This is a genomic window from Bordetella tumbae (assembly GCF_054780995.1).
On sequence record NZ_BAAGVG010000012.1, the window covers coordinates 169,783 to 189,758 of the forward strand.

The 19,976-nt window shown below is 60.7% G+C and carries 19 protein-coding genes and 1 tRNA gene; 13 read left to right on the forward strand and 7 right to left on the reverse strand.

The features are described 5' to 3' along the window. Positions 1 to 162 precede the first annotated feature (162 nt). Positions 163 to 420 (forward strand): accessory factor UbiK family protein, encoded by a 258-nt coding sequence (locus ACYVI2_RS11360; RefSeq protein ID WP_415820647.1) that lies wholly within the window; start codon positions 163 to 165, stop codon positions 418 to 420. A gap of 89 nt (positions 421 to 509) precedes the next feature. Here ACYVI2_RS11360 and ACYVI2_RS11365 read toward each other — a convergent pair whose 3' ends face one another. The 6 genes from ACYVI2_RS11365 to ACYVI2_RS11390 all read right to left on the reverse strand — a co-directional run bounded on the left by ACYVI2_RS11365 (position 510) and on the right by ACYVI2_RS11390 (position 8,039). Then, entirely contained in the window at positions 510 to 2,114 is a 1,605-nt protein-coding gene (locus tag ACYVI2_RS11365; protein WP_415820648.1) for an AMP-binding protein, read from the reverse strand. Positions 2,115 to 2,162: 48 nt separating this feature from the next. Continuing rightward, on the reverse strand, positions 2,163 to 2,879 hold the full coding sequence (locus tag ACYVI2_RS11370; RefSeq protein WP_415820649.1) for an SDR family oxidoreductase: 717 nt from the start codon (positions 2,877 to 2,879) through the stop codon (positions 2,163 to 2,165). Between the two features lie 94 nt (positions 2,880 to 2,973). Beyond that, positions 2,974 to 3,669, reverse strand: a complete 696-nt coding sequence (locus ACYVI2_RS11375) for a response regulator transcription factor (RefSeq protein ID WP_415820650.1) — start codon at positions 3,667 to 3,669, stop codon at positions 2,974 to 2,976. After that, positions 3,662 to 5,236: a sensor histidine kinase gene (locus ACYVI2_RS11380; RefSeq protein WP_415820651.1), complete on the reverse strand. Its 1,575-nt coding sequence runs from the start codon at positions 5,234 to 5,236 to the stop codon at positions 3,662 to 3,664. The genes ACYVI2_RS11375 and ACYVI2_RS11380 overlap by 8 nt, the downstream gene beginning before the upstream one ends. A gap of 77 nt (positions 5,237 to 5,313) precedes the next feature. Next, positions 5,314 to 6,942 carry an ATP-binding cassette domain-containing protein gene (locus ACYVI2_RS11385; RefSeq protein WP_415820652.1) on the reverse strand — a complete coding sequence of 543 codons (1,629 nt, stop codon included), beginning with the start codon at positions 6,940 to 6,942 and terminating at the stop codon, positions 5,314 to 5,316. A 50-nt stretch (positions 6,943 to 6,992) separates the two neighbouring features. Beyond that, on the reverse strand, positions 6,993 to 8,039 hold the full coding sequence (locus ACYVI2_RS11390) for a DUF1611 domain-containing protein (protein ID WP_415820653.1): 1,047 nt from the start codon (positions 8,037 to 8,039) through the stop codon (positions 6,993 to 6,995). Between the two features lie 207 nt (positions 8,040 to 8,246). Here ACYVI2_RS11390 and ACYVI2_RS11395 point away from each other — a divergent pair, with 207 nt between their 5' ends. The 9 genes from ACYVI2_RS11395 (at position 8,247) to ACYVI2_RS11435 (ending at position 16,455) form a co-directional block, all read left to right on the forward strand. Next, a complete protein-coding gene (locus ACYVI2_RS11395) occupies positions 8,247 to 9,221 on the forward strand; it encodes an alpha/beta hydrolase family protein (RefSeq protein ID WP_415820654.1) in 975 nt (324 codons plus the stop codon). Positions 9,222 to 9,403: 182 nt separating this feature from the next. Continuing rightward, positions 9,404 to 10,852: a YifB family Mg chelatase-like AAA ATPase gene (locus ACYVI2_RS11400; RefSeq protein WP_415820655.1), complete on the forward strand. Its 1,449-nt coding sequence runs from the start codon at positions 9,404 to 9,406 to the stop codon at positions 10,850 to 10,852. 274 nt (positions 10,853 to 11,126) lie between these two features. Next, positions 11,127 to 11,324: a 50S ribosomal protein L35 gene (rpmI, locus tag ACYVI2_RS11405; RefSeq protein WP_012249552.1), complete on the forward strand. Its 198-nt coding sequence runs from the start codon at positions 11,127 to 11,129 to the stop codon at positions 11,322 to 11,324. A 15-nt stretch (positions 11,325 to 11,339) separates the two neighbouring features. Then, complete coding sequence (gene rplT / locus ACYVI2_RS11410; protein WP_415820656.1) at positions 11,340 to 11,699, forward strand: 50S ribosomal protein L20; 360 nt, start codon at positions 11,340 to 11,342, stop codon at positions 11,697 to 11,699. Positions 11,700 to 11,979: 280 nt separating this feature from the next. After that, positions 11,980 to 13,002 carry a phenylalanine--tRNA ligase subunit alpha gene (gene pheS / locus ACYVI2_RS11415; RefSeq protein ID WP_415820658.1) on the forward strand — a complete coding sequence of 341 codons (1,023 nt, stop codon included), beginning with the start codon at positions 11,980 to 11,982 and terminating at the stop codon, positions 13,000 to 13,002. A 13-nt stretch (positions 13,003 to 13,015) separates the two neighbouring features. Next, positions 13,016 to 15,433, forward strand: a complete 2,418-nt coding sequence (gene pheT, locus ACYVI2_RS11420; protein WP_415820660.1) for a phenylalanine--tRNA ligase subunit beta — start codon at positions 13,016 to 13,018, stop codon at positions 15,431 to 15,433. A 2-nt stretch (positions 15,434 to 15,435) separates the two neighbouring features. Continuing rightward, complete coding sequence (locus tag ACYVI2_RS11425; RefSeq protein ID WP_415820661.1) at positions 15,436 to 15,777, forward strand: integration host factor subunit alpha; 342 nt, start codon at positions 15,436 to 15,438, stop codon at positions 15,775 to 15,777. Positions 15,778 to 15,834: 57 nt separating this feature from the next. Continuing rightward, a complete protein-coding gene (locus tag ACYVI2_RS11430; protein ID WP_415820662.1) occupies positions 15,835 to 16,272 on the forward strand; it encodes a MerR family transcriptional regulator in 438 nt (145 codons plus the stop codon). Positions 16,273 to 16,378: 106 nt separating this feature from the next. Then, positions 16,379 to 16,455 (forward strand) — tRNA-Pro (locus ACYVI2_RS11435). Between the two features lie 100 nt (positions 16,456 to 16,555). On the opposite strand, the gene ACYVI2_RS11440 is transcribed toward ACYVI2_RS11435, so the two are convergent. Next, positions 16,556 to 17,314 (reverse strand): GntR family transcriptional regulator, encoded by a 759-nt coding sequence (locus ACYVI2_RS11440; RefSeq protein WP_415820663.1) that lies wholly within the window; start codon positions 17,312 to 17,314, stop codon positions 16,556 to 16,558. Positions 17,315 to 17,497: 183 nt separating this feature from the next. Between ACYVI2_RS11440 and ACYVI2_RS11445 the strand changes: the two genes are divergently transcribed. The 3 genes from ACYVI2_RS11445 to ACYVI2_RS11455 are packed head-to-tail and all read left to right on the forward strand — an operon-like array spanning position 17,498 to position 19,967. Continuing rightward, a complete protein-coding gene (locus ACYVI2_RS11445) occupies positions 17,498 to 17,842 on the forward strand; it encodes an NIPSNAP family protein (RefSeq protein ID WP_415820664.1) in 345 nt (114 codons plus the stop codon). Further along, on the forward strand, positions 17,842 to 18,819 hold the full coding sequence (locus ACYVI2_RS11450) for an NAD(P)-dependent oxidoreductase (protein ID WP_415820665.1): 978 nt from the start codon (positions 17,842 to 17,844) through the stop codon (positions 18,817 to 18,819). The genes ACYVI2_RS11445 and ACYVI2_RS11450 overlap by 1 nt, the downstream gene beginning before the upstream one ends. Further along, the gene (locus ACYVI2_RS11455) at positions 18,816 to 19,967 is read left to right on the forward strand and encodes a mandelate racemase/muconate lactonizing enzyme family protein (RefSeq protein ID WP_415820666.1); all 1,152 of its coding nucleotides are present in this window, start codon (positions 18,816 to 18,818) and stop codon (positions 19,965 to 19,967) included. Before ACYVI2_RS11450 ends, ACYVI2_RS11455 begins: the two co-directional genes overlap by 4 nt. Positions 19,968 to 19,976 lie beyond the last annotated feature (9 nt).

The window sequence follows — 19,976 nt, forward strand, 5'->3', positions numbered from 1 at the left end:
CGCCCATTTTTTTTTGCCGCCGGGCCGCCCCAAGGCAAAAACGGCCCCCTCGGGGGGCAGCAAGCCTGTAGGCGTAGCGTGGGGGCTTTTTTTGCCGCCGGGCCGCCCCAAGGCAATAGCGACTACACTCTATTTATTCAGAACATCGAATGCGAGGACGCTATGAACCGCACCCAATGGCTTGAGGATTTCCAGAAAAATTTATCCGACCTGATCGCCCGCAGCCCAGCCGCCGATCTCGAGCGCAATGTAAAGGCGATGATGGGACAGGCCTTTACGAAAATGGATCTGATCACCCGCGAGGAATTCGACGTGCAGGCGGATTTGCTGGCCCGTGCACGTGAGCGTGTGGATCAACTGCAGACTCAGGTCCAGCAGCTGGAGTCGCGCGTTTCGGCTTTGGAAAGCAAGCCGGAATAGGTTGGGCTCGCGCTGGCCTCGAAGGGCGGCGCGCAATGAATAGATAGGGGTCTCTGCCGCTGTGCCGAGAGGTGCGTCGAACTCAAGCGTCACAACGTGGTGCGCAGCTCTCCGTCAAGCAGCATCTGCGCCATTTTCCTGAGTTCGTGCTTTTGCACCTTGTTGGAGTTGGCGCTTTGCACCATTGGAAACTGCTGCACAAACGCGACCCGTTCAGGGACTTTGAATTTTGCCATTGAGGCCTGACAGGCGCGAATGATGGCTGCCTCGTTCACATCGGCCCCAGGCGTAGCAATGGCAAATGCCACCGGTACGGTTTTCCCCTCGCGCTCGGCGCCCACGACTTGCGCCGCTTGAATGCCGTCGAGCCCGCGGATGAATGCCTCGATTTCCATCGGGTTGACCAGAAAACCCGCCAGGCGCAGATGCTCCCCGTCTCTGCCCTGAAAAACAAACGTGCGTTCATCGACGGTGAAACCCAGGTCGCCAGTGCGGAAAAATCCATCGGGCTGGATCGCTTTGCGGGTGGCTTCAGGATTATCCAGATACTCCGACATCAGGCTGGGGCCTTTGATTTCAATCTGCCCGATGGCTCCGTGCGGCAGCGTATTGCCATGCTCGGGATCTACTGCGCGAACCTTGCCGGCTGGCGAGGCCAAGGTGCCTCCGGCGGCACGTCGATATTGCCAGTCTGCATCGAGCCGTTGGCCGGCGACCAAGGCCTGGAGTTCGCTGGATCCGTATAACCCGGCAATGGGAATCCCTGCCCGTAGCGCGCGTTCAGGCAGATCGTCCATCGAGGGGGAAAAACTGGCGTAGCCCACATACTGCAGCGTAGGAAAGGGCTGCGCATTGCCCGCCGTTTCCTTTAGCAGCAGATCAATGAGTTCGTTATTGGCAAAGGTATGGGTCACCGCATGATCGCCAATCTGCCGCACCGTAGCGCTGGCCTCGAATACTGGCAGTGAGACCAAGGAGGCGCCAGGGACCAGGCCACTGAGCATCGTGGAAAACCCAAACGCGCCGCACATCGGCGCGGCAATGAGCACCACGCTCTGTGCCGTGACGCCATAGGCCGAGGCTGCAATGGCTCCGTGATCGATCAGACCCTCTTGCCGATGCAGAACGAGCTTTGGCGCGGAGGTGGTGCCCGAGGTCGTGTACACCAACGCGCCGTCATAGGCTTGCCCAGGATCGGAAACGGAAAACGTCGTCGCCGTGTGTGCGTACGAGATCAGATCCAGCGCGGGCCACGCGTCGCGCAAGGCTTGGGTGGTGTCTGCGTTGGCCTGGACGGCAATGACGCCTTTCAGTTGACCAACGATAGCGGCGTCCACGCGTTGGAGCGTATCAACAAACGGCAACCCTTTAAAGGCCGGCCAGAATGCCAGCCAGCGGCATTGTCCGCGTTGCAGCAGTTGGCCCACTTCATGTTCCTTGAAACGGGTATTGACAGCGATCACCATCATTCCCAATCTGGCACATGCGAGAAACGTCACGAGCCATTCGACGCAATTAGGCATCCACAGCGCCAGACGGTCTCCGCGGCGAGCCCCATGCGACGCCATCAGCGCTGCCACTCGGTCCACCTCGGCCAACAACTCCGCGTAGTTCAGGGCACGGTCTTTATCGTGGAATGCAATCCGTGCGGGGGCTGTCTGAGCATGTTGTAAAAGCAGCGAATAGAAGTTCATTTTTTACTTCTCAGGTCTCGTGGAGATCGATGCTATATCCGTGTCCTGTCACGCAGCGCCAATGGATAGACCGCCGCACACCATATGTGTCTGACCCGTCACAAAGCCGCATCGTTGATCCATGAGGTAAGCCGTCGCATGCGCGACTTCTTCGGGCTGTCCCATGCGGCCGACCGGAATGCTGGCCAGTAGCGCCTGGGTGTGCGCGTCGTTTTGATCATTGGCGCCGGCAAAGAATTCGGTCGCAATGGGTCCGGGCGCGATAGCGTTGACGGTGATGCCGAACGGCGCCAGTTCGAGTGCCCAGGTCCGCGTCATGCCGATCAAGCCCGCCTTGGTCATGCCATACACGGTCCGGCCCTGTTTGCCCAGCGCCGCGCGCGATGCAATATTGATGATGCGGCCTTGTCGCGCTGCTTTCATGGCAGGCGCCAGACGTTGCGAAAAACGGATAGCGACCTCCACATTCAACTGCACGGCACGGTAAAGGTCTTCGATGCGTATGTCTTCCAGGTTGGCAATGGGTACCAAGCCTACGTTGTTGACCAGACCGTAGAACGGCTCGGCCATTGCACTCGCCAAGAATTGTTCGAGAGCTTGTGTGTCGGCGAGGTCGGCGGTGTGAAACTCAATGCCGTTTGGCAAGTCCGCCGGCCGGGTCCTGGCCACGCCGACGACCGCATAGCCGTCGTCGATCAGCCGCTGACAGATAGCTCGTCCGATTCCTTTGCTGGCACCTGTTACCAGTACTCGCTTTGTACTCACGCGGGTCTCCTTGAGTTCTTGTCGCTTTTACCTCAATTGGTCAAACTCTACTAGATTGCCGCGGCATCTTCACTAGAGACCGGATCTGTCTTTTCTAATCGGTCTTTTCTGCACTGATCGTATAGCCAAAGCCGCGAGCGGTGCGCAGCAGCGGGAGTTCGCCTTCTTGTTCGATCTTGCGACGCAGATAGCGGATGTAGACGTCGACCACCTTCGTGCCCGGATCGAAGTCCATACCCCAGACGTCGCGCAATAACCGCGCACGGCTGACTACTGTGCCCGCGTGTTCCATCAGATAAGCAAGCAGCGCGAATTCGCGCGCCGTCAGCTCGATGCGGCGCTCGCCGCGATGCGCAGTCCTGGCGGCGAAATCCAGCCGCAGATCGCCGACGCTGAGCGTCGTGCCCGGGGCGCGGCCATCCTGGCGCCGGCGCAGCAGCGCCTGCATGCGCGCCACCAGCTCGTCGAATGCGAATGGCTTGGCCAGATAATCGTCCGCTCCTTGTTTTAAGCCTAGAATGCGTTCTTGCAGTTCTGCTTTGGCCGTCAGCATCAGAATCAGGCCGCGGCAGCCATCAGCGCGCAAGCGGGCGCAGATCTCGACGCCTTCCATCCGCGGCAACATGCGGTCGAGGATGATGAGATCGAATTCGCCGTCGCGTGCGGTTTCGTATCCATGCTGGCCATCGCGCGAGACTTCGACGCGATAGCCTTCGGCCTGCAGGCCGCGCTGCAGAAAAGAAATGATGCGCGGGTCGTCCTCGACCAACAAGACTTTGGCGTTATACATGGCGATGTCTCAATGGCAGCCGGACGGTGAATGTCGAACCTTTTCCCGCTGTACTGCTGAAATCCACAGTGCCTTGATGTTTCTGCACAATCCAGCGGGCGATCGACAGGCCCAGGCCGCTGCCGGCTGCCCAGCGCTCCCGTGCCAGCGTACCGCGATAGAAGCGGTCAAAGACATGGGGCAGGTCTTGCTCGGCGCAGCCCACGCCGTGATCACGAACGATCAGTTCCCCTTGGGCGCTTGCGCGCACGCTAACCTCGACTGTAGTGGCGGCGGGTGAATACTTGATCGCGTTGTCCAGCGCGATCATGGCGGCCTGCTTGAGCCGCGCCCGGTCTCCCCATATGGGTACGGCGTCCGTCGGCGCATCCTGCATCACCAGCCTGACATCCTGGCGGCGAGCCAGTACGTTGGTGTCTTGGATGGCTGCCAGCGCGACTTCCTTCAGGTCAAGAGGGGCTTTTTCGAACACGATATCGTCGCCTTCCGAACGCGCCAGGAAAAGCAGGTCTTCGATCAGATGCCCCATTTCCTGCGCGCGCGCCACCACCGCAGCCAGAGCCTCGCGGTACATGGTCTCGTGCCAGGCCTTGCCGCGCAATGCAATCTCGGCCTCGCCCCGCAACGCGGTCAGCGGAGTGCGCAGTTCGTGGCTGATATCGGCCAGCAGGCGCACGCGCTGCTGGTCTACCTGGGTCAGCCGATGATTGGCCTGGGCCAGGTCCTGCGTGCGTTGTGCCACCTCGCATTCCAGTTGACTCTTGGACGCGAGCAACTGCGCGTGCTGCCCATGCAGTTGTTCGGCCATCGCATCGAAGCTGCGCGACAGCACACCCAATTCATCGCGTGCCTGGCTGCCGATGCGATAGTGCAGCGAGCCTTGTTCAATGGCGCGTGTGCCTGCTGCCAGGGCGCGGATAGGGCGGCCAATGGAGCGGGCCAGCAAATAGCCCGACACGGAGATCAAGGCCAGCAGGACAGCCAGCAAACCCAACACGGACACGGTCACCTTCTGTCGCAATTGTTCAGTGACAGACTCCAGGGCGTCGACCTCGGCCTGTTTGCTGCGGACATTCTCGGCAATCAGATATTCGAGTTCCGAATCCAGCCGGTTTTCGATCTGATAACGGAACTGAGCAATCGCTTCATCGCGCTTGCCGGCCAAGGACAGGGCGAGCAACTCATCCACGGAGCCGTCAATGCTGTCGATAAGCAGGTGCATACGCTCATAGAGCGACAGCGTCATGATGTCGTCGCGCTCCGATTCTGCCGTGATGCGCAGATCCAGCTGCTTCACGTCGAAGAACGATTTATAGACGTCGGCACGGGCGCTTTCGAAATCAGACCGCTCTGCAGGGCCAATCAATATCAGTTCGGCGATCTGCTCGGCATAGCGATTCGCGTCGATCGCCAGATCAGACGTCATGGCTAGTTCTTTGCGCGCATGCAAAAGCCGGTCAAAGTAATCCTTGGCCGTGCGCGTGGCAAAGACAGAGGTAATCGCCATGACAATGACGGAAAAAGCGACTATGGCCTGGAACAACCAGATCCGAGTCTTGATACTCAAGTTATCCTCATACACTCAGAATGCGCGGATGGGCCGCGCATCATGCATGTGCGAAGGTGCCCGGCGAGGGCATCCTTTTATATATTTGCTTCCGCACATGCATGTTCTGATGTATGTAGATGTTTCGTCTCTGTAACGGGTTCGAGTTGTCCTGCATCCATGCGCCATACGGCGTCAGCCGCAGACAGCCATTGCGGGTCGCTGGTGACCAGCAACATCGTCGTGCCACGTCGGCGCAGCACCCGTGCCAGCGTACCGGTACGCACCTCGTCGAGCATGGCGTCGGCATCATCGATCAACAGCAGACGCGGCCCGCCCATCACGGCCCGTGCCACGATCAGCCGCTGCCGCAGCGCTGCGGGCAGGTCCGAGCCACGCTCGGCAATACGGGTATCCAGGCCGCGGGGCAGTGCGGCAATGGCTTGCTGCAACTCGCATAATTGCAAGGCGTCCGCAATCTCGGCATCGTTGGCGGTGCTTGCTCGATAAGTCAGATTGCGCCGGATCGAGCCGCGCAGCAGCGGCAGGTCGGGCGAAATCATGCCCACTGCTTGGCGGATAGAGGTGAGGTCATGTTGGGCCAGCACTTCTCCATCCAGCCGTACCGTGCCGTGGTCGGGGTCGAACATGCGAGCAGCCAGGGCCAGTATCGTAGATTTTCCCGAGCCGCTGCCGCCTGTGATGGCTATCAGTGAACCTGGCGCCGCCTGCACGCTGATCTGCCCGAGTGCGCCGGCTACCGATACTTGGTCCAGCTCCAGATGCCCAGGGCCGGTAGAAAGCGGGGGCATACGCCGGCCGGATGCCAGGGTGGGCAGGCGTAAAAAGCCGCCCAGTACATCCCGCGCCGCGCGGAAATTCTGCCAGAACACGAAAATGCGGCCCAGGTCGCGCAACGGTGAGTCCAGCAGGTTGACCACCAGGATGGCCGCCAGCAGGGTGCCCCAGCCGGCCTGTTGTACGCGCAACAGGCCGGCCGCCAGCACCAGTGCAGTCAATATGGTCGATGCAGCGTCAGGCACCGCTCGCAGCAAAGCGGCCAGGCGTGCCTGCGATACGGCTGCCTGGGCCAGCCGCGAACTTTGCTTCTGCAGGCGCGAGCGCTCGCCGCGGGTGCGGCCGAATACGCGTACCGGCGAATAGACATTCAGTTTTTCGCCCAGATTGGCTGCCATGCGGCCGCGCGCGCGCCGTAGTTCGCGTACGCGCCGGTACAGCGGCGAACCAGCGGCCGCGAGGGTCGCCATCGCTACCGCGATCGCCCCGGCAACACAGGCGGCGATGAGCGGATCGAGCCAAGCCAATACTCCGATGGCCGATACAATCGTGATCGCGGCTACCGCCAGCCGAGCCAGCCCGCGGCTGACCCAGTCATTGAGCGCATTGAGGTCGGCGACAAAACGCACCATCAGGACGCCCTGGGTACGTTTTTGCAGCACGCGGCTGGGCAGATTGTTCAGATGATCGAAAAGCCGCAGACGAGTCGCGGTCAGATAACTCTGTCCCAGTCGTTCCGCCGTGGTTCGTTCTGCCATGCGTAGCCACATCAGCGCGAGGCCCAGCACGGCAATCGCCGCGGCATGGGCCAGCACCGAATGCGGCGCGACTTCCGATTGATGCAGCCCGTCAAAGCCATGCCGCGTGGCGATCGCGATACCCGCCATTGTGGCCGCCTGCGCGATCCCGTTGGCCAGCAGCCAGGCCATCAGTCCGCGCCGGCTGCCCGCCAACACGGACGGAAGCGGCCCGCGGCGCCTCACAGGACGGCCTGCACCGATTCCGCGCCGGTCAATTCTTCCAGCATGGCAGGGTCGCCCAACGCATCGAGGCCCAGCACCGGCAGTCCGACAGCGTCGGTGGCTTCCTGAATGGCTAGCGGTGCGATGGTGATAATGCCGCTGATTGCGAGGGTTTTGAGGCGATGCCGTGCCAGCCAATCGACGCCGGCCTTGGCACCGAGTGCGTCACGCGCAGCAAAAAACACGCCATCGACCAACTCCTGGAACTCCGGCGATTGCAGCAGCATCGCCGTTTCCCGCTGATATAGCCCATCGGCGATTTCCAGTACCAGAACATCGATGCCGGTCTTCATGGCATGCGAGGCCAGCGTGAAGCAGATGCGCAGCAGTTCGTCGTGTCCCACCTTATACGTGGACACCACGCCAGCAGATGTGAAATCCAGCGCTGGGCGGGCGCCAGCGTCCATCATGCGCCACAAATCTCCACCTGCTCCAGTGCCTGTGACTTTGGCAGAGCCGACGCGATATCCGGCTGCACGAAACCCCCGTATCAGGCTCACGGCAGTGGTGGTCTTGCCGGCGTTCATCGACGCACCGATCACGGCGTAGATACGAGCGGTCTTGGGCTCACGCAGGGCCGGCAAGGCGGCATCGGCTACATTCAAGACGCGGCCCGTGCGATCGGCCAGCAAGCCCACGGGCGTGATGGCAGTCGCAGCACTGGTTTTCGCACTGCGCGACAACACATTGGATGCGATGCCGCCGGCGGCGACCAAGTCACATGGGCCGAGGTCGCCGCGGATTTCCGCCTCGAACTGATCGGGGGCATAGCGATTACCGTAGGCCACCACGATCTCGTCGCCAACAAACAAGGTGGAGCGCCGGCCATCGCGCGATTCCAGCGCTTTGTGATGGCCGAGCTTGGTCACTTCCGCCAGGACCAGGTCACCGGCGCGTGGGCTGACCGTGGTGACCAGATCCGTGGCCATGGACAGATCCACATGGCGGGTGCTGTATGCCGTCTTGCAATGCTGCAGCCGCTGGTGCAGGTCGAGATCGTACATGTCTATCTCCGCAAAATATTTGATCGTGAAAAGTTGATGTGCTCACGATATCAAGCCCGCCTCGCGCGCAATTGAGAAATAGAAAAGCGCCAGATTAAAAACAGGTAAGAGCCCCGCGAGTTTCAAATCCACGTGCTACAACGACCCGCATCATCAACTAGTGCGGCACGGTGCCGCGCTGCGCACGAGGTAGGAGGCGAATCCGGTTTGAACCTGCGACACGTTTCAGATGCCGGGCATGCTCGCCGCCTTTGGCTGCGCGAAGGCCTGGCCTGCGTCTATATCAGCGACAGCACGTTGGACGAACCGCAGCCCGGCATACGTCGTGCAGTACTGGTCGTCCATGGCACCGAGCGCGACGGCCACCGTTATTGGCGAGCGTTGGACAGGGCCGCGCGTCTGGCGGGACGAGGCGTCCGCGATCAGACTTTGCTGGCGGCGCCTCAGTTCTACACGCGACGCGAAGCCCGTACGTGGGGCCTGGGTGCATCCACGTTGGCCTGGGCGCCGCAGGCCTGGAAACAGGGCGATGCGTCGCGCCACGGCACAGGTGTCAGCGCGTTTTCAGTGCTCGACGCCATGGTCCGGCGCCTGGCGTGCCGCGAACGCTTTCCCGATCTCGAACGCATCGTTATCGTGGGGCATTCGGCGGGAGCACAATTCGTGCAACGCCACGCGGCAGCGAGCTCCGTCCCCACCTTGGCCAGAGAGCAGGGCGTTGCGCTGCGCCACATCGTGGTGGGACCATCGTCGTATCTGTACCTCGACGCCGCCCGCCGCGGCCATGGGCCCGCTGGTGCATACGGCCAGCCATCCGGGCAGGCCTTGCTGCACTGCCTGGGTTACGACCACTACAAATACGGCTTGCAGCGGCCCAACGCCTACGTTGCCGGTATCGATCCAGACGAACTGCGCCGCAGTTATGCCGGCAAAGACGTCGTCTATCTGGTGGGGGAACACGACAACGATCCCAACGACCCGCACCTGGATCGCAGCGCTGCAGCCCTGTTGCAGGGCAGTGACCGGCGGGATCGCTGTCTCGCCTACCGGGACTATCTGGCGCATTTGTATGGCGGCCTGCCGCCCAGCCACGTGTTTGAGATAGTGCCGGGTCTGGGGCACGAGGGCGCTCGCATTTTGCGCTCGCCGATCGGCCTGCGCTGGTTGTTTGATTTGGATTGATGGCAGGACCCGGTTTCTCCGTTGAAATCCGGAACGCCATCCATCGACGCCGCCAATCAAACGAAGGCACTTTCTGCGCCAGAAAAAAGTGCCTGAAAAGCGTGACATTGCGATCACCATGGCACTGCCCAACCCGAGCGCATTTACGCATACTGGCCGTCGTTTTCACTTCAGACGCCGCCATGACTCTAGCCATCCTTGCCAGCCGCGCCTTGTCCGGCGCCGACGCGCCTGCCGTGCGTGTAGAAACGCATTTGGGCGTGGGCTTGCCGGCCTTTACCGTGGTGGGTCTGCCAGATACCGAGGTCCGCGAGAGCCGTGAGCGAGTGCGTGCCGCGATCATCAATAGCGGCTTTGAATTCCCGAATGGCCGTATCACCGTCAATCTGTCTCCCGCCGATCTGCCAAAGGCGTCAGCGCGTTTCGATCTGCCCATCGCATTGGGTGTGTTGCTGGCTTCCGGCCAAATCGCGGTGCCAGGTGCGCATGGCGATGCCGCGCCCCTGGCATTGGCGTTGGCTGTTGCCCGTGATCAGCCTGGCAGCACCATGATTCTGCCGACGGCCAGCGCGGCCATGGCGGCGTGGGTGCCGGATTTATCCGTGTTCTGCGCCGACACCCTGGCCGACGTGGCGGCACATTTGACAGGCAGCGCAACGCTATCGGCGGCACAGCCCAGTGCCTGGACTGAGGCGACCCGTCCGCCTTGCCTGTCCGATGTGCGTGGCCAGCCCATGGCCAGGCGGGCGCTGGAGGTCGCCGCGGCAGGCGGGCACAGCTTACTGATGGTCGGTCCGCCGGGCGCCGGCAAGAGCATGTTGGCGCAGCGCTTGCCTGGACTGCTGCCGCCACTTTCACGGGTGCAGGCATTGGAGGCCGCGGCATTGTCGAGCCTGGCAGGCACACCCGCCGCCGACCTGCCGGGCCAGCCGCCGTTTCGCGCGCCGCATCATGGGGCTTCAGCGGCCGCGTTGATTGGTGGCGGGGCTTACCCCAGGCCAGGCGAAATCAGCCTTGCCCACCACGGTGTCCTATTTCTCGACGAATTGCCCGAATTCAACCGCAGGTCGCTGGAGTCGCTGCGAGAGCCACTGGAGACGGGCAGGGTGGTCATCGCCCGGGCCAGGCATACCGTCGAGTACCCCGCGCATTTCCAACTCGTCGCGGCCATGAATCCCTGTCCCTGCGGCTGGCGTGGACACCCCAAACGCCCCTGCGCCTGTACCCCCGACCAGGTGGCCCGATATGTCGGCAGATTGTCTGGTCCCCTCGTTGTCCGGCTCGACTTGCTGATCGAGCTGCCGGCAACAGGCACAGATTGTCTCTCCTTGCCTGCGGGCGAACCTTCCGAGCCTGTGCGCGAACGTGTGGCCCGTTGCCGCGAGCGCCAGCAGCAGCGCCAGGGATGCACCAACGCCCAGCTCCACGGCCCGGACATCGATGCCCACTGCGAGCTGGACGCCGAGAGTCAGCATTTGTTGATCCAGGCCATACAACGTCTGCACGGTTCCGCCCGCGTCACCCATCGTGCGCTGCGTGTGGCTCGCACGGTCGCCGATCTGGACGAGCAACCTCGTATACAGGCGCGTCATGTCGCCGAGGCGCTACAGTATCGTTGTCGCCTACGATAGGTTTTCTGGCGTCTTTGTCCTGCGCCGGGTACCGCCGGATCGCTAATGAGGGACAGAATGTGCGCTCGGATTGAGCGCCGCCCTGAGCCGCGGGCGCGATCGAATTAGACAAAAATCCCAAAACCACCATATAATCAAAGGCTTTCCCGGATCTTTCGGGGGAAACCAGAAGTGGATCCAGGTTCGGCAAGCCTTGCCGTGCCGGCAGACGATGAGTCTGCCAGCCCGTCGAGCACCTGTGTGTCCATATTAAATTAACAACGTAGGAATCATCATGCCCAAGATGAAAACCAAGAAAAGCGCATCCAAGCGCTTTCAGGTTCGCGGCAGCGGATCGATCAAGCGTGGCCAGGCTTTCAAGCGCCACATCCTGACCAAGAAGACCACCAAGAACAAGCGCCAACTGCGCGGTTCGGCTGCGGTCCATGAAACCAACGTGGCTTCCGTGAAAGCCATGATGCCTTTCGCTTGATAAAGGAGATCTACTATGCCTCGCGTTAAACGCGGCGTTACTGCCCGTGCTCGTCACAAAAAAGTCATCTCCGCTGCTAAGGGTTACCGTGGCCGCCGCGGTAATGTATTCCGCATCGCCAAACAGGCGGTCATGCGTGCTGGCCAATACGCCTATCGCGATCGCCGCAACAAAAAGCGCACGTTCCGCGCCCTGTGGATCACCCGTATCAACGCCGCTGTGCGTGAGCAGGGTCTGAGCTACAGCGTGTTCATCGCCGGCCTGAAAAAGGCTTCGATCGAACTCGACCGCAAGGTTCTGGCCGATCTGGCTGTGCGCGACAAGGCTGGCTTTGCCGCCATCGTGCAACAGGCCAAGGCAGCGTTGGCTGCCTAACGTGCGCTGATCGCATCGCGCATCGCTGCAAACGGGGCTTTTTGGCCCCGTTTGCGTTTTGTCTGGGGCTGTTCTTAGACAAAACACCCCGAGTGGGGCAGCAAGCCTGCAGGTGCAGTATCGAGGCGGATACGCCCATCGAGCTCTACTTTTAGGCAAAATGCCTCTTGATCGAGGCTTAGTTGCGTTTTGCCGCCGGGCCGCCCCAAGGCAAAACAGCTCCCCCGGGGGCAGCAAGCCGCCAGGCGCGGCGTGGGGCGCATTTTATGGCACTGACTCCATGACTCTATTGGCTGAAGACCTGGTCTCCCAGGCCCAAGAACGATTCGCCGAGGCCACCGACGCCGCGGCTCTGGAAAATGCCAAAGCGCGTTTTCTGGGCAAAGAGGGCGCACTGACCGCGTTGCTCAAGGGTTTGGGTAAGCTCGACCCCGAGCAAAAACGCGAAATGGGCGGTCGCATCAATCAAGCCAAACAGCAGATCGAAGCCCTGCTGAACCAGCGTCGTGCTGAACTGGCTCAGGCCGAGCTCGATGCTCGCCTTGCTTCTGAAACCATCGATGTCACCTTGCCCGGCCGTGGCCGTTCAATGGGGGGCATACATCCTGTGGCTCGCAGTTGGGAACGCGTCGAAGAAATCTTCCGCTCCATCGGTTTCGACGTGGCCGACGGCCCCGAAATCGAAAACGACTGGACCAACTTCACGGCACTGAACAACCCCCTGGATCATCCCGCGCGATCCATGCAGGACACGTTCTACGTCGATCTGCAAGACGGTGATGGTTTGCCGCTGTTGCTGCGCACGCACACCAGCCCCATGCAGGTGCGCTATGCCCGCATGAACAAGCCTCCCATCAAGGTCATCGCCCCGGGCCGTACGTACCGCGTCGACAGCGACGCCACGCACTCGCCCATGTTCCACCAGGTCGAGGGCCTCTGGATCGCCGAGGACATCTCCTTTGCCGACCTGAAAGGCGTCTACACCGATTTCCTGCGCCGCTTTTTCGAGAGCGACGATCTGGTCGTGCGATTCCGCCCGTCGTTCTTCCCGTTCACCGAGCCTTCGGCCGAGATCGACATGATGTTCACGTCGGGCCCCAACCGTGGCCGCTGGCTGGAAATCTCTGGCTCGGGCCAAGTGCACCCGCAAGTCGTGCGCAACTTCGGCCTGGATCCCGAGCGTTACATCGGCTTTGCGTTCGGCTCCGGCCTCGAGCGCTTGACGATGTTGCGCTACGGCGTCAACGACCTGCGCCAATTCTACGAAGGCGACCTGCGCTTCCTGCGCCAGTTCAACGTATAACCGACGGCTGATCATGCAATTTCCTGAATCTTGGCTACGTGCCCTGGTTAACCCCGCGATCACTACCGACGAACTGGCCCATCGGCTCACCATGGCCGGCCTGGAAGTCGAAGAAACCACCACCGCTGCGCCGCCTTTCACCGGCGTGGTCGTTGCGCACATCGTCTCGATCGCGCCGCATCCCGACGCCGACAAGCTGCGTGTCTGCCAGGTTGACGACGGCTCGGGCGAGCTGCTGCAGATCGTATGCGGTGCCCCCAATGCCGCCCAAGGCCTCACCGTGCCCCTGGCCCGTGTCGGCGCCGAACTGCCCGGCGGCATGAAAATCGGTGTCGCCAAAATGCGCGGCGTGCCGTCCGCCGGCATGCTGTGTTCCGCTCGCGAACTGGGCCTGTCCCAGGATCACGCCGGCCTGCTCGAGTTGCCCGGCGACTTGACCCCGGGCCAGTCGATCCGCGAGGCATTGGACCTGGACGACACGCTCTTTACCCTGAAACTCACGCCCAACCGTGCCGATTGCCTGTCGATCCTCGGCGTCGCACGCGAGGTCGCGGCCCTGACCGGCGCTCCGCTGTCGGTCCCCACCGCGGTCGCCGTGCCGGTCACCTTGCAGGATCGCCTGCCCGTGACCGTGTCCGCGCCGGACCTGTGCGGCCGTTTCGCAGGCCGGGTGATCCGCGACGTCAATGCCCGTGCCGCGACGCCCGCCTGGATGAAAAACCGCCTCGAGCGGGCAGGGCAGCGTTCGATCTCGGCGCTGGTGGATATCTCCAACTACGTCATGCTCGAGCTGGGCCGTCCGTCCCACGTCTTTGACCTGGACAAGATCGGCGGCGATATCGACGTACGTTGGGCACGCGAGGGCGAGACCCTCGAATTGCTCAACGGCCAAACCGTCGAGCTCAACCCCAAAGTCGGCGTCGTCGTGGCGGGTGACCAGGTTGAAAGCCTGGCCGGCATCATGGGCGGCGAGGCGACCTCCGTCACGCTGGATACGACCAACATCTATCTCGAGGCCGCGTTCTGGTGGCCCGAGGCCATCGCTGGTCGCGCACGCCGCTACAAGTTCAGCTCCGAGGCCAGCCATCGTTTCGAACGCGGTGTCGACTACGCCAGCATTCCCGAGCATCTGGAATTCATCTCGCGCCTGATCATCGACATCTGCGGCGGTCAGGCCGGCCCCGCAGACGACCAGATCGTCAATCTGCCCACGCGCCAACCCGTACGCATGCGCCTGTCGCGCTGCCATCGCGTGTTGGGCGTCCCCGTGCCTCAAGCCGAAGTCGCGCAGATTTTCAATAGCCTCGGTCTGCAGTTCCAGGTCGAAGGCGACGACTTCATTGTCGAGCCGCCTTCGTATCGCTTCGATCTCGAGATCGAAGAAGACCTCATCGAAGAGGTCGCACGCATCTACGGTTTCGAGCGCCTGCCCGATGTGCCGCCTATCGCGCGCGCGCAGATGTTTTCGCAGCCCGAACAGCGCCGCGGCCCGCATACGCTGCGTCGCATGGCTGCGGCCCAAGACTACCAAGAGGTCGTCAATTACAGCTTCGTCGAGGCCGATTGGGAACGTGACTACGCAGGCAACAACGAGCCTGTGCGCCTGCTCAACCCGATCGCCAGCCATCTGTCGGTCATGCGTTCCAGTCTGATCGCGGGTCTGGTCGCCAACATCCGCTACAACGCCAATCGCAAACAATCACGCGTGCGCGTCTTTGAGCTGGGCCGCGTATTCCTGCGCGACTCGGCGCACCAGGACGGTCCGCTCGATGTGGCCGGTGTACGCCAGCCCTTGCGCCTGTCGGGCGCAGCCTGGGGCCCGGCCGTCGAGGAACAGTGGGGCACGCCGACTCGTCAGGTCGATTTCTACGACGTCAAAATGGACGTAGAGGCCTTGTTCGGTGCGCGTGCCAGCGAATTGCGCTTCGAGGCTGTCACGCATCCCGCATTGCATCCCGGCCGTAGCGCTCGCATCGATCTTGATGGCCAGCCTGTGGGTTGGATCGGTGAATTGCACCCCCGTTGGGCGCAACAGGCCGACCTGGCGCATGCCCCCGTCGTGTTCGAACTCGACGTCCAGGCGCTGTCGCAGGGGCAATTGCCCCAGGTGCGCGAGCTATCGCGTCAGCCTGTCGTCGTTCGCGACTTGGCGTTGTGGGTCGATTTGCCCGTCAGCGCCCAGGCGATGCTGGACACCGTTGCCGCAACCATCGCAGCAGATGCTACATTGGCTGTGGTGCAAGACACGCGCCTGTTCGATGTATGGCGCGACAAGCCCCAAGACGGCAAGCCTGTCACCGAGAAAAGTCTTGCTTTCCGTTTCTGGCTACAAGACACTGAAGTCACGCTGGACGAAGCCCGTGTTGCCGACTGCCTGGCCCGCATCACTCAGGCGCTCATCGGTGCACACGGCGCGCGTCAACGCACTTGATCATGGGAACCTCTATGCTTGCTGAGCCGCGTACCTTGACCAAAGCCGAACTCGCCGAACTGCTGTTCGAGCGAGTCGGCCTGAACAAGCGCGAAGCCAAAGACATCGTCGATACATTCTTCGAGGAAATCCGCGACGCCCTGGCTCGCGGAGACGCCGTCAAGCTATCGGGATTTGGCAATTTTCAGGTGCGCAACAAACCTCCCCGTCCTGGGCGCAACCCCAAGACGGGCGAGACGATCCCCATCGCCGCACGGCGCGTGGTTACGTTTCACGCCAGTCAAAAATTGAAAAGCGTGGTCGAACAGACCGAGCCGGCGGATGCGGACTCCAACGAGGAGTGATACGCTTTGTCGGCAATTGTTATCGGCTTAACGTCCATCACGGCATAAAATCAATCCATGACTCGTCCCGAACCCACCGTTGCGCTTCCGCCCATTCCCGCCAAACGCTACTTCACCATCGGTGAGGTCAGCGATCTATGTCTCGTCAAGCCTCACGTGCTGCGTTACTGGGAACAGGAATTCACGCAACTCAGTCCGGTAAAGCGTCGTGGCAACCGCCGCTATTACCAGCACCACGAAGTCCTGCTGATACGCCGTATCCGTTCCTTGCTGTACGAACAAGGCTTCACGATCAGCGGTGCGCGCAATCGTCTCGGCGATACCCGCGATACACCACATGATCAAGACGCGGCAGTGCGGTTGAGTGGGGCAGAGCTCCAGTCGTTGCGTACCGAGTTGGGCAACATCTCAACCATGCTGGCAGAGGCGTTGAATTCCTCATCGGGTGGCGCTGCAGCAACCGCGTCAAGCGGGCAATCAGGTGGGCACGCCTGAGGTCTTATCTGTATCGCAAAGCACTAAAAAAATTTCGCATTTTTCCTAAAAAAAAGCCTGCATTTCGATGCAGGCTTTTTTTATCTCTGCTATACTCTTTTTCTTTCGGGGCGTAGCGCAGCCTGGTAGCGCACTTGCATGGGGTGCAAGGGGTCGCGAGTTCGAATCCCGCCGTCCCGACCAGCAATACCGAGGGCCTACAGAGTTTTCTCTGTAGGCCCTTTTCGGTTTGTGGCGCTGCTAAGCAGCGCCTTCAGGTTACCGTCGTTGCTCAGCCACCGCTCTATGGCTGAATCAGAAGCTGGCGCCCATTAGGCGGCAGATACACGTGTTGTAAGTAGATAGCGTCCCCGCGCGCATCGTGCGCGACAATCTCCATCAGTGCACCTGTTGTGCCCGCGGGCTGCTTGATTGCTTTGCAGATAGCGTCGGGAAACGCACAGATCCGCATTTTTTGTGTGTAGCTGCTCGTCGGCTGGTGATAGCGGCGGGAAATGAGATCCTTGAAGCTGACGCCGGTAAGTGCCTTGGTGTCCACTTGATTCAACTCGGGAAATCGACGGCCACAGAAATAAATCTGCACATAGGCGTCAAATTCCTTATTGATTGAAAATATCCGGTCTATGCAGATCAAGCGGTCACTGCTCAACCAGGCGTCCCATGGGCCGGCCGTGTTGACCGCAAAGCGCCGAACCACCTTGGTGTAGATCGGCAACAAGCCCTCTGCGCTATCGTCAAGAAAACGGAAATGCTGAAAAGGTCCACCAAGAGGTGCTTGCTTCTCAGCCACGAAAGTGCCTGAACCATGACGCCGCAGTAGCCGGCCTTCTTCTACCAGCATGCGCAATGATCGCTGAACTGTACCTAAGCTCAGTCCGGACATCTCTGCAAGCACATCCTCCGCCGGAAGCTTATCGCCGGGTACCCATCGGCCCTCATCAATGGCTGAAATCAACGCGTCTCTCAGTTGCAGGTACTTGGGAAGTCCGTTGACACCTGTTAGATGCAGGAGAGGGGGTGGGGTATGAGCGGATGCAGTCATAGGCTTAGTTTATCCGGGAGCTGGATGTTAAGGCACGTCTCGGCAGTTCAAAAAAACCGCTTGACACACAGATCAAGAGTACTAGAATTCTAGTCCTATATAGGACTATAGCTATAGTATTTAAATCGAGCTGTTCGATTTTCCTGGCCGGATCGTGGCACCCACTTATTGAGAGGTTTATCGATGATTGTCGAGGAACGCATCTACACCTGTTATTGCGCCAAGGCGGCGCAGTACGTTGCGATGTATCAGGCGGAAGGTCTTGCAATACAGCGCCCGATACTCGGGCACCTGGTGGGGTATTTCACCTCCGACATGGGTGAGTTGAATCAGGTCGTGCATCTATGGGCTTATGAGAGCTTTGAGGACCGTGGCGCGCGGCGCGCGCGGCTCTTGGCCGATCCAGCCTGGAAAGCCTACGCGGCCAAAGTGCAGCCGTTGGTCATGACTCAGCAAAACAAAATCTTGATACCGGCCGACTTCTCGCCATGGGCGGACGGTCCGGCCCACCTCTCAGGAGCACAGTGATGAACGTCTTATGTACGCTCCCCATGCACCCGGCGGGTATTGCGTTATTAGCAGGCCACGCTGACATCACCGTCATGCCCGACACATCGGGTGATGCCTTTGCCAGGTTATTGCCGCATGCTGACTTTTTGGTTGTGCGCACCAAGCTGCCGTCTGGAGTCTTCGTCCATGGCGACCGTCTGAAAGGCGTGATACGACATGGCACGGGACTTGATTTCATACCGGTTGCCGAAGCTTCCGTCTTGGGTATCCCGGTCGCAAATGTTCCGGGTGCTAATGCCCAAGCCGTCGCGGAATACTGCATTTCCAGCATGTTGAGTTTGGCGCGTGGGGTCGATCGCATAGGCCGGTGCTTTCGAGAGCGAGGTTGGGAGGCCGGTAGAAGGCTCACCGCAGGCGCAGCAGAGATCGCCGGAAAAACGGTAGGGATCATCGGCTTGGGAACTGTGGGCCAAAAATTAGCGCGCCTCTGTCATTTCGGATTCGACATGCGTGTGTTGGGCCATCAGCCGACCTATGCGGGCGTCCCTGATTACATCGTGCCGGCGACGCTGGAGGCATTACTCGGCGAAAGTGACTTTGTCGTGCTGTGTTGTCCACTGACCGACCAGACTAAAGGCCTTTTAAACGCCGAGCGGTTGGGGCGGATGCGGGCCGAGGCGGTGTTGGTCAACGCCGCACGGGGCCCTATTGTGGATGAAGAGGCGCTGATGGATGCGCTGCGTGCCCGGCGGATTAAAGGCGCGGCACTGGATGTCTATGGGCAGCAACCGTTGGCGTCCGATCATGCGCTGCTTGATGTCGATAACGCATTGCTCACCCCGCACATCGCTGGCCTGACCGAAGAAAGCACAGCGAGCATGAGTATCGGTACGGCGCGGCAGATTCTGCAACTGATGCGCGGAGATCGCCCCGACCACCTCGTGAATCCGGATATCTGGGAGCGCCGGCGAAAAATGGCGGAGACACTGGCATGAGTATCCCTGACGAATTGCGTATTGTCGACGTTCAAGCGTTTCCGACTTCTTTTCCGGTGACGGCGGGCGTGACACTGGGGATTGGCCGGGCAGTCAAACGGGATTGTGTCATTGTGAAGGTGACGACCGAGAACGGATTGGTCGGGTGGGGCGAGTCGCACCATGGACGTTGTCCCGGGGCGATCGGACAGTTGATCAAGACCACCCTACGCCAATTGGTGTGCGGTATGTCTGCGACAGATGTCGTGGGGGTATGGTCACGTATACATCAGCGCCAGTTGGCCAGTCACGGAATGGGCACAGCGGCCGCTTTGGCCATGAGTGGACTCGATATGGCCCTATGGGATATCCGTGGCAAGGCGGTGGGATGGCCGCTATACCGATTGCTGGGTGGTTCGGCGCGGGCGATTGCGGCCTATGCAGGAGGCATTTCTCTGGGATTTCAACCTCCACAGCAATTGGTGGATGAGGTCTCCAATCTAGTAGGGCAGGGCTATCGCGCCATCAAATTGCGCTTTGGCGACACGGTGTCACGTGATATAGAGCGGCTCAGTGCGGTACGGCAGGCTTTTGGCGCCGACATTGGCATTATGGTCGATGCCAATGTGAACTACACCTTGGATGATGTACGCAATGTGGCTGCGGCCCTGAGTGATCACAAGGTGTTGTGGCTAGAGGAACCCTTTGCGCCTCAGGACTACCGTGCTTATCGCGAGGCACGGCAGTTGGTCTCGGTGCCCTTAGCTGCCGGTGAAAATCACTACACGCGCTTTGAGTTCAATCGATTGATCGAAGACGAGGCGGTAGGGATTCTGCAGCCGGACCTGTCCAAGACCGGGGGTTTGACCGAGGGCTTGCGAATCGCGGCCTTGGCTTCGGCGTGGAAATTGCCAATTTGCCCTCACACCTCTGCCAGCGGATTGAACATGGCAGCCAGTATTCACCTCCTGGCTTCAATCGATAACGGCGGCTATTTCGAGGCAGACGTTGCGCGCGAAAACCTGTTTCGCGATCAGCTGACCTCTCGCCCCGATCTGCTTGACCAGGACGGATGTGTTTATCCCAGTGACAAGCCGGGCTTGGGCGTAGAGGTGGATGAATCATTTTTGCTGGCTCATCCCGTCATTGAGGGCCCAGCCTATGTGTAATTGCCACGC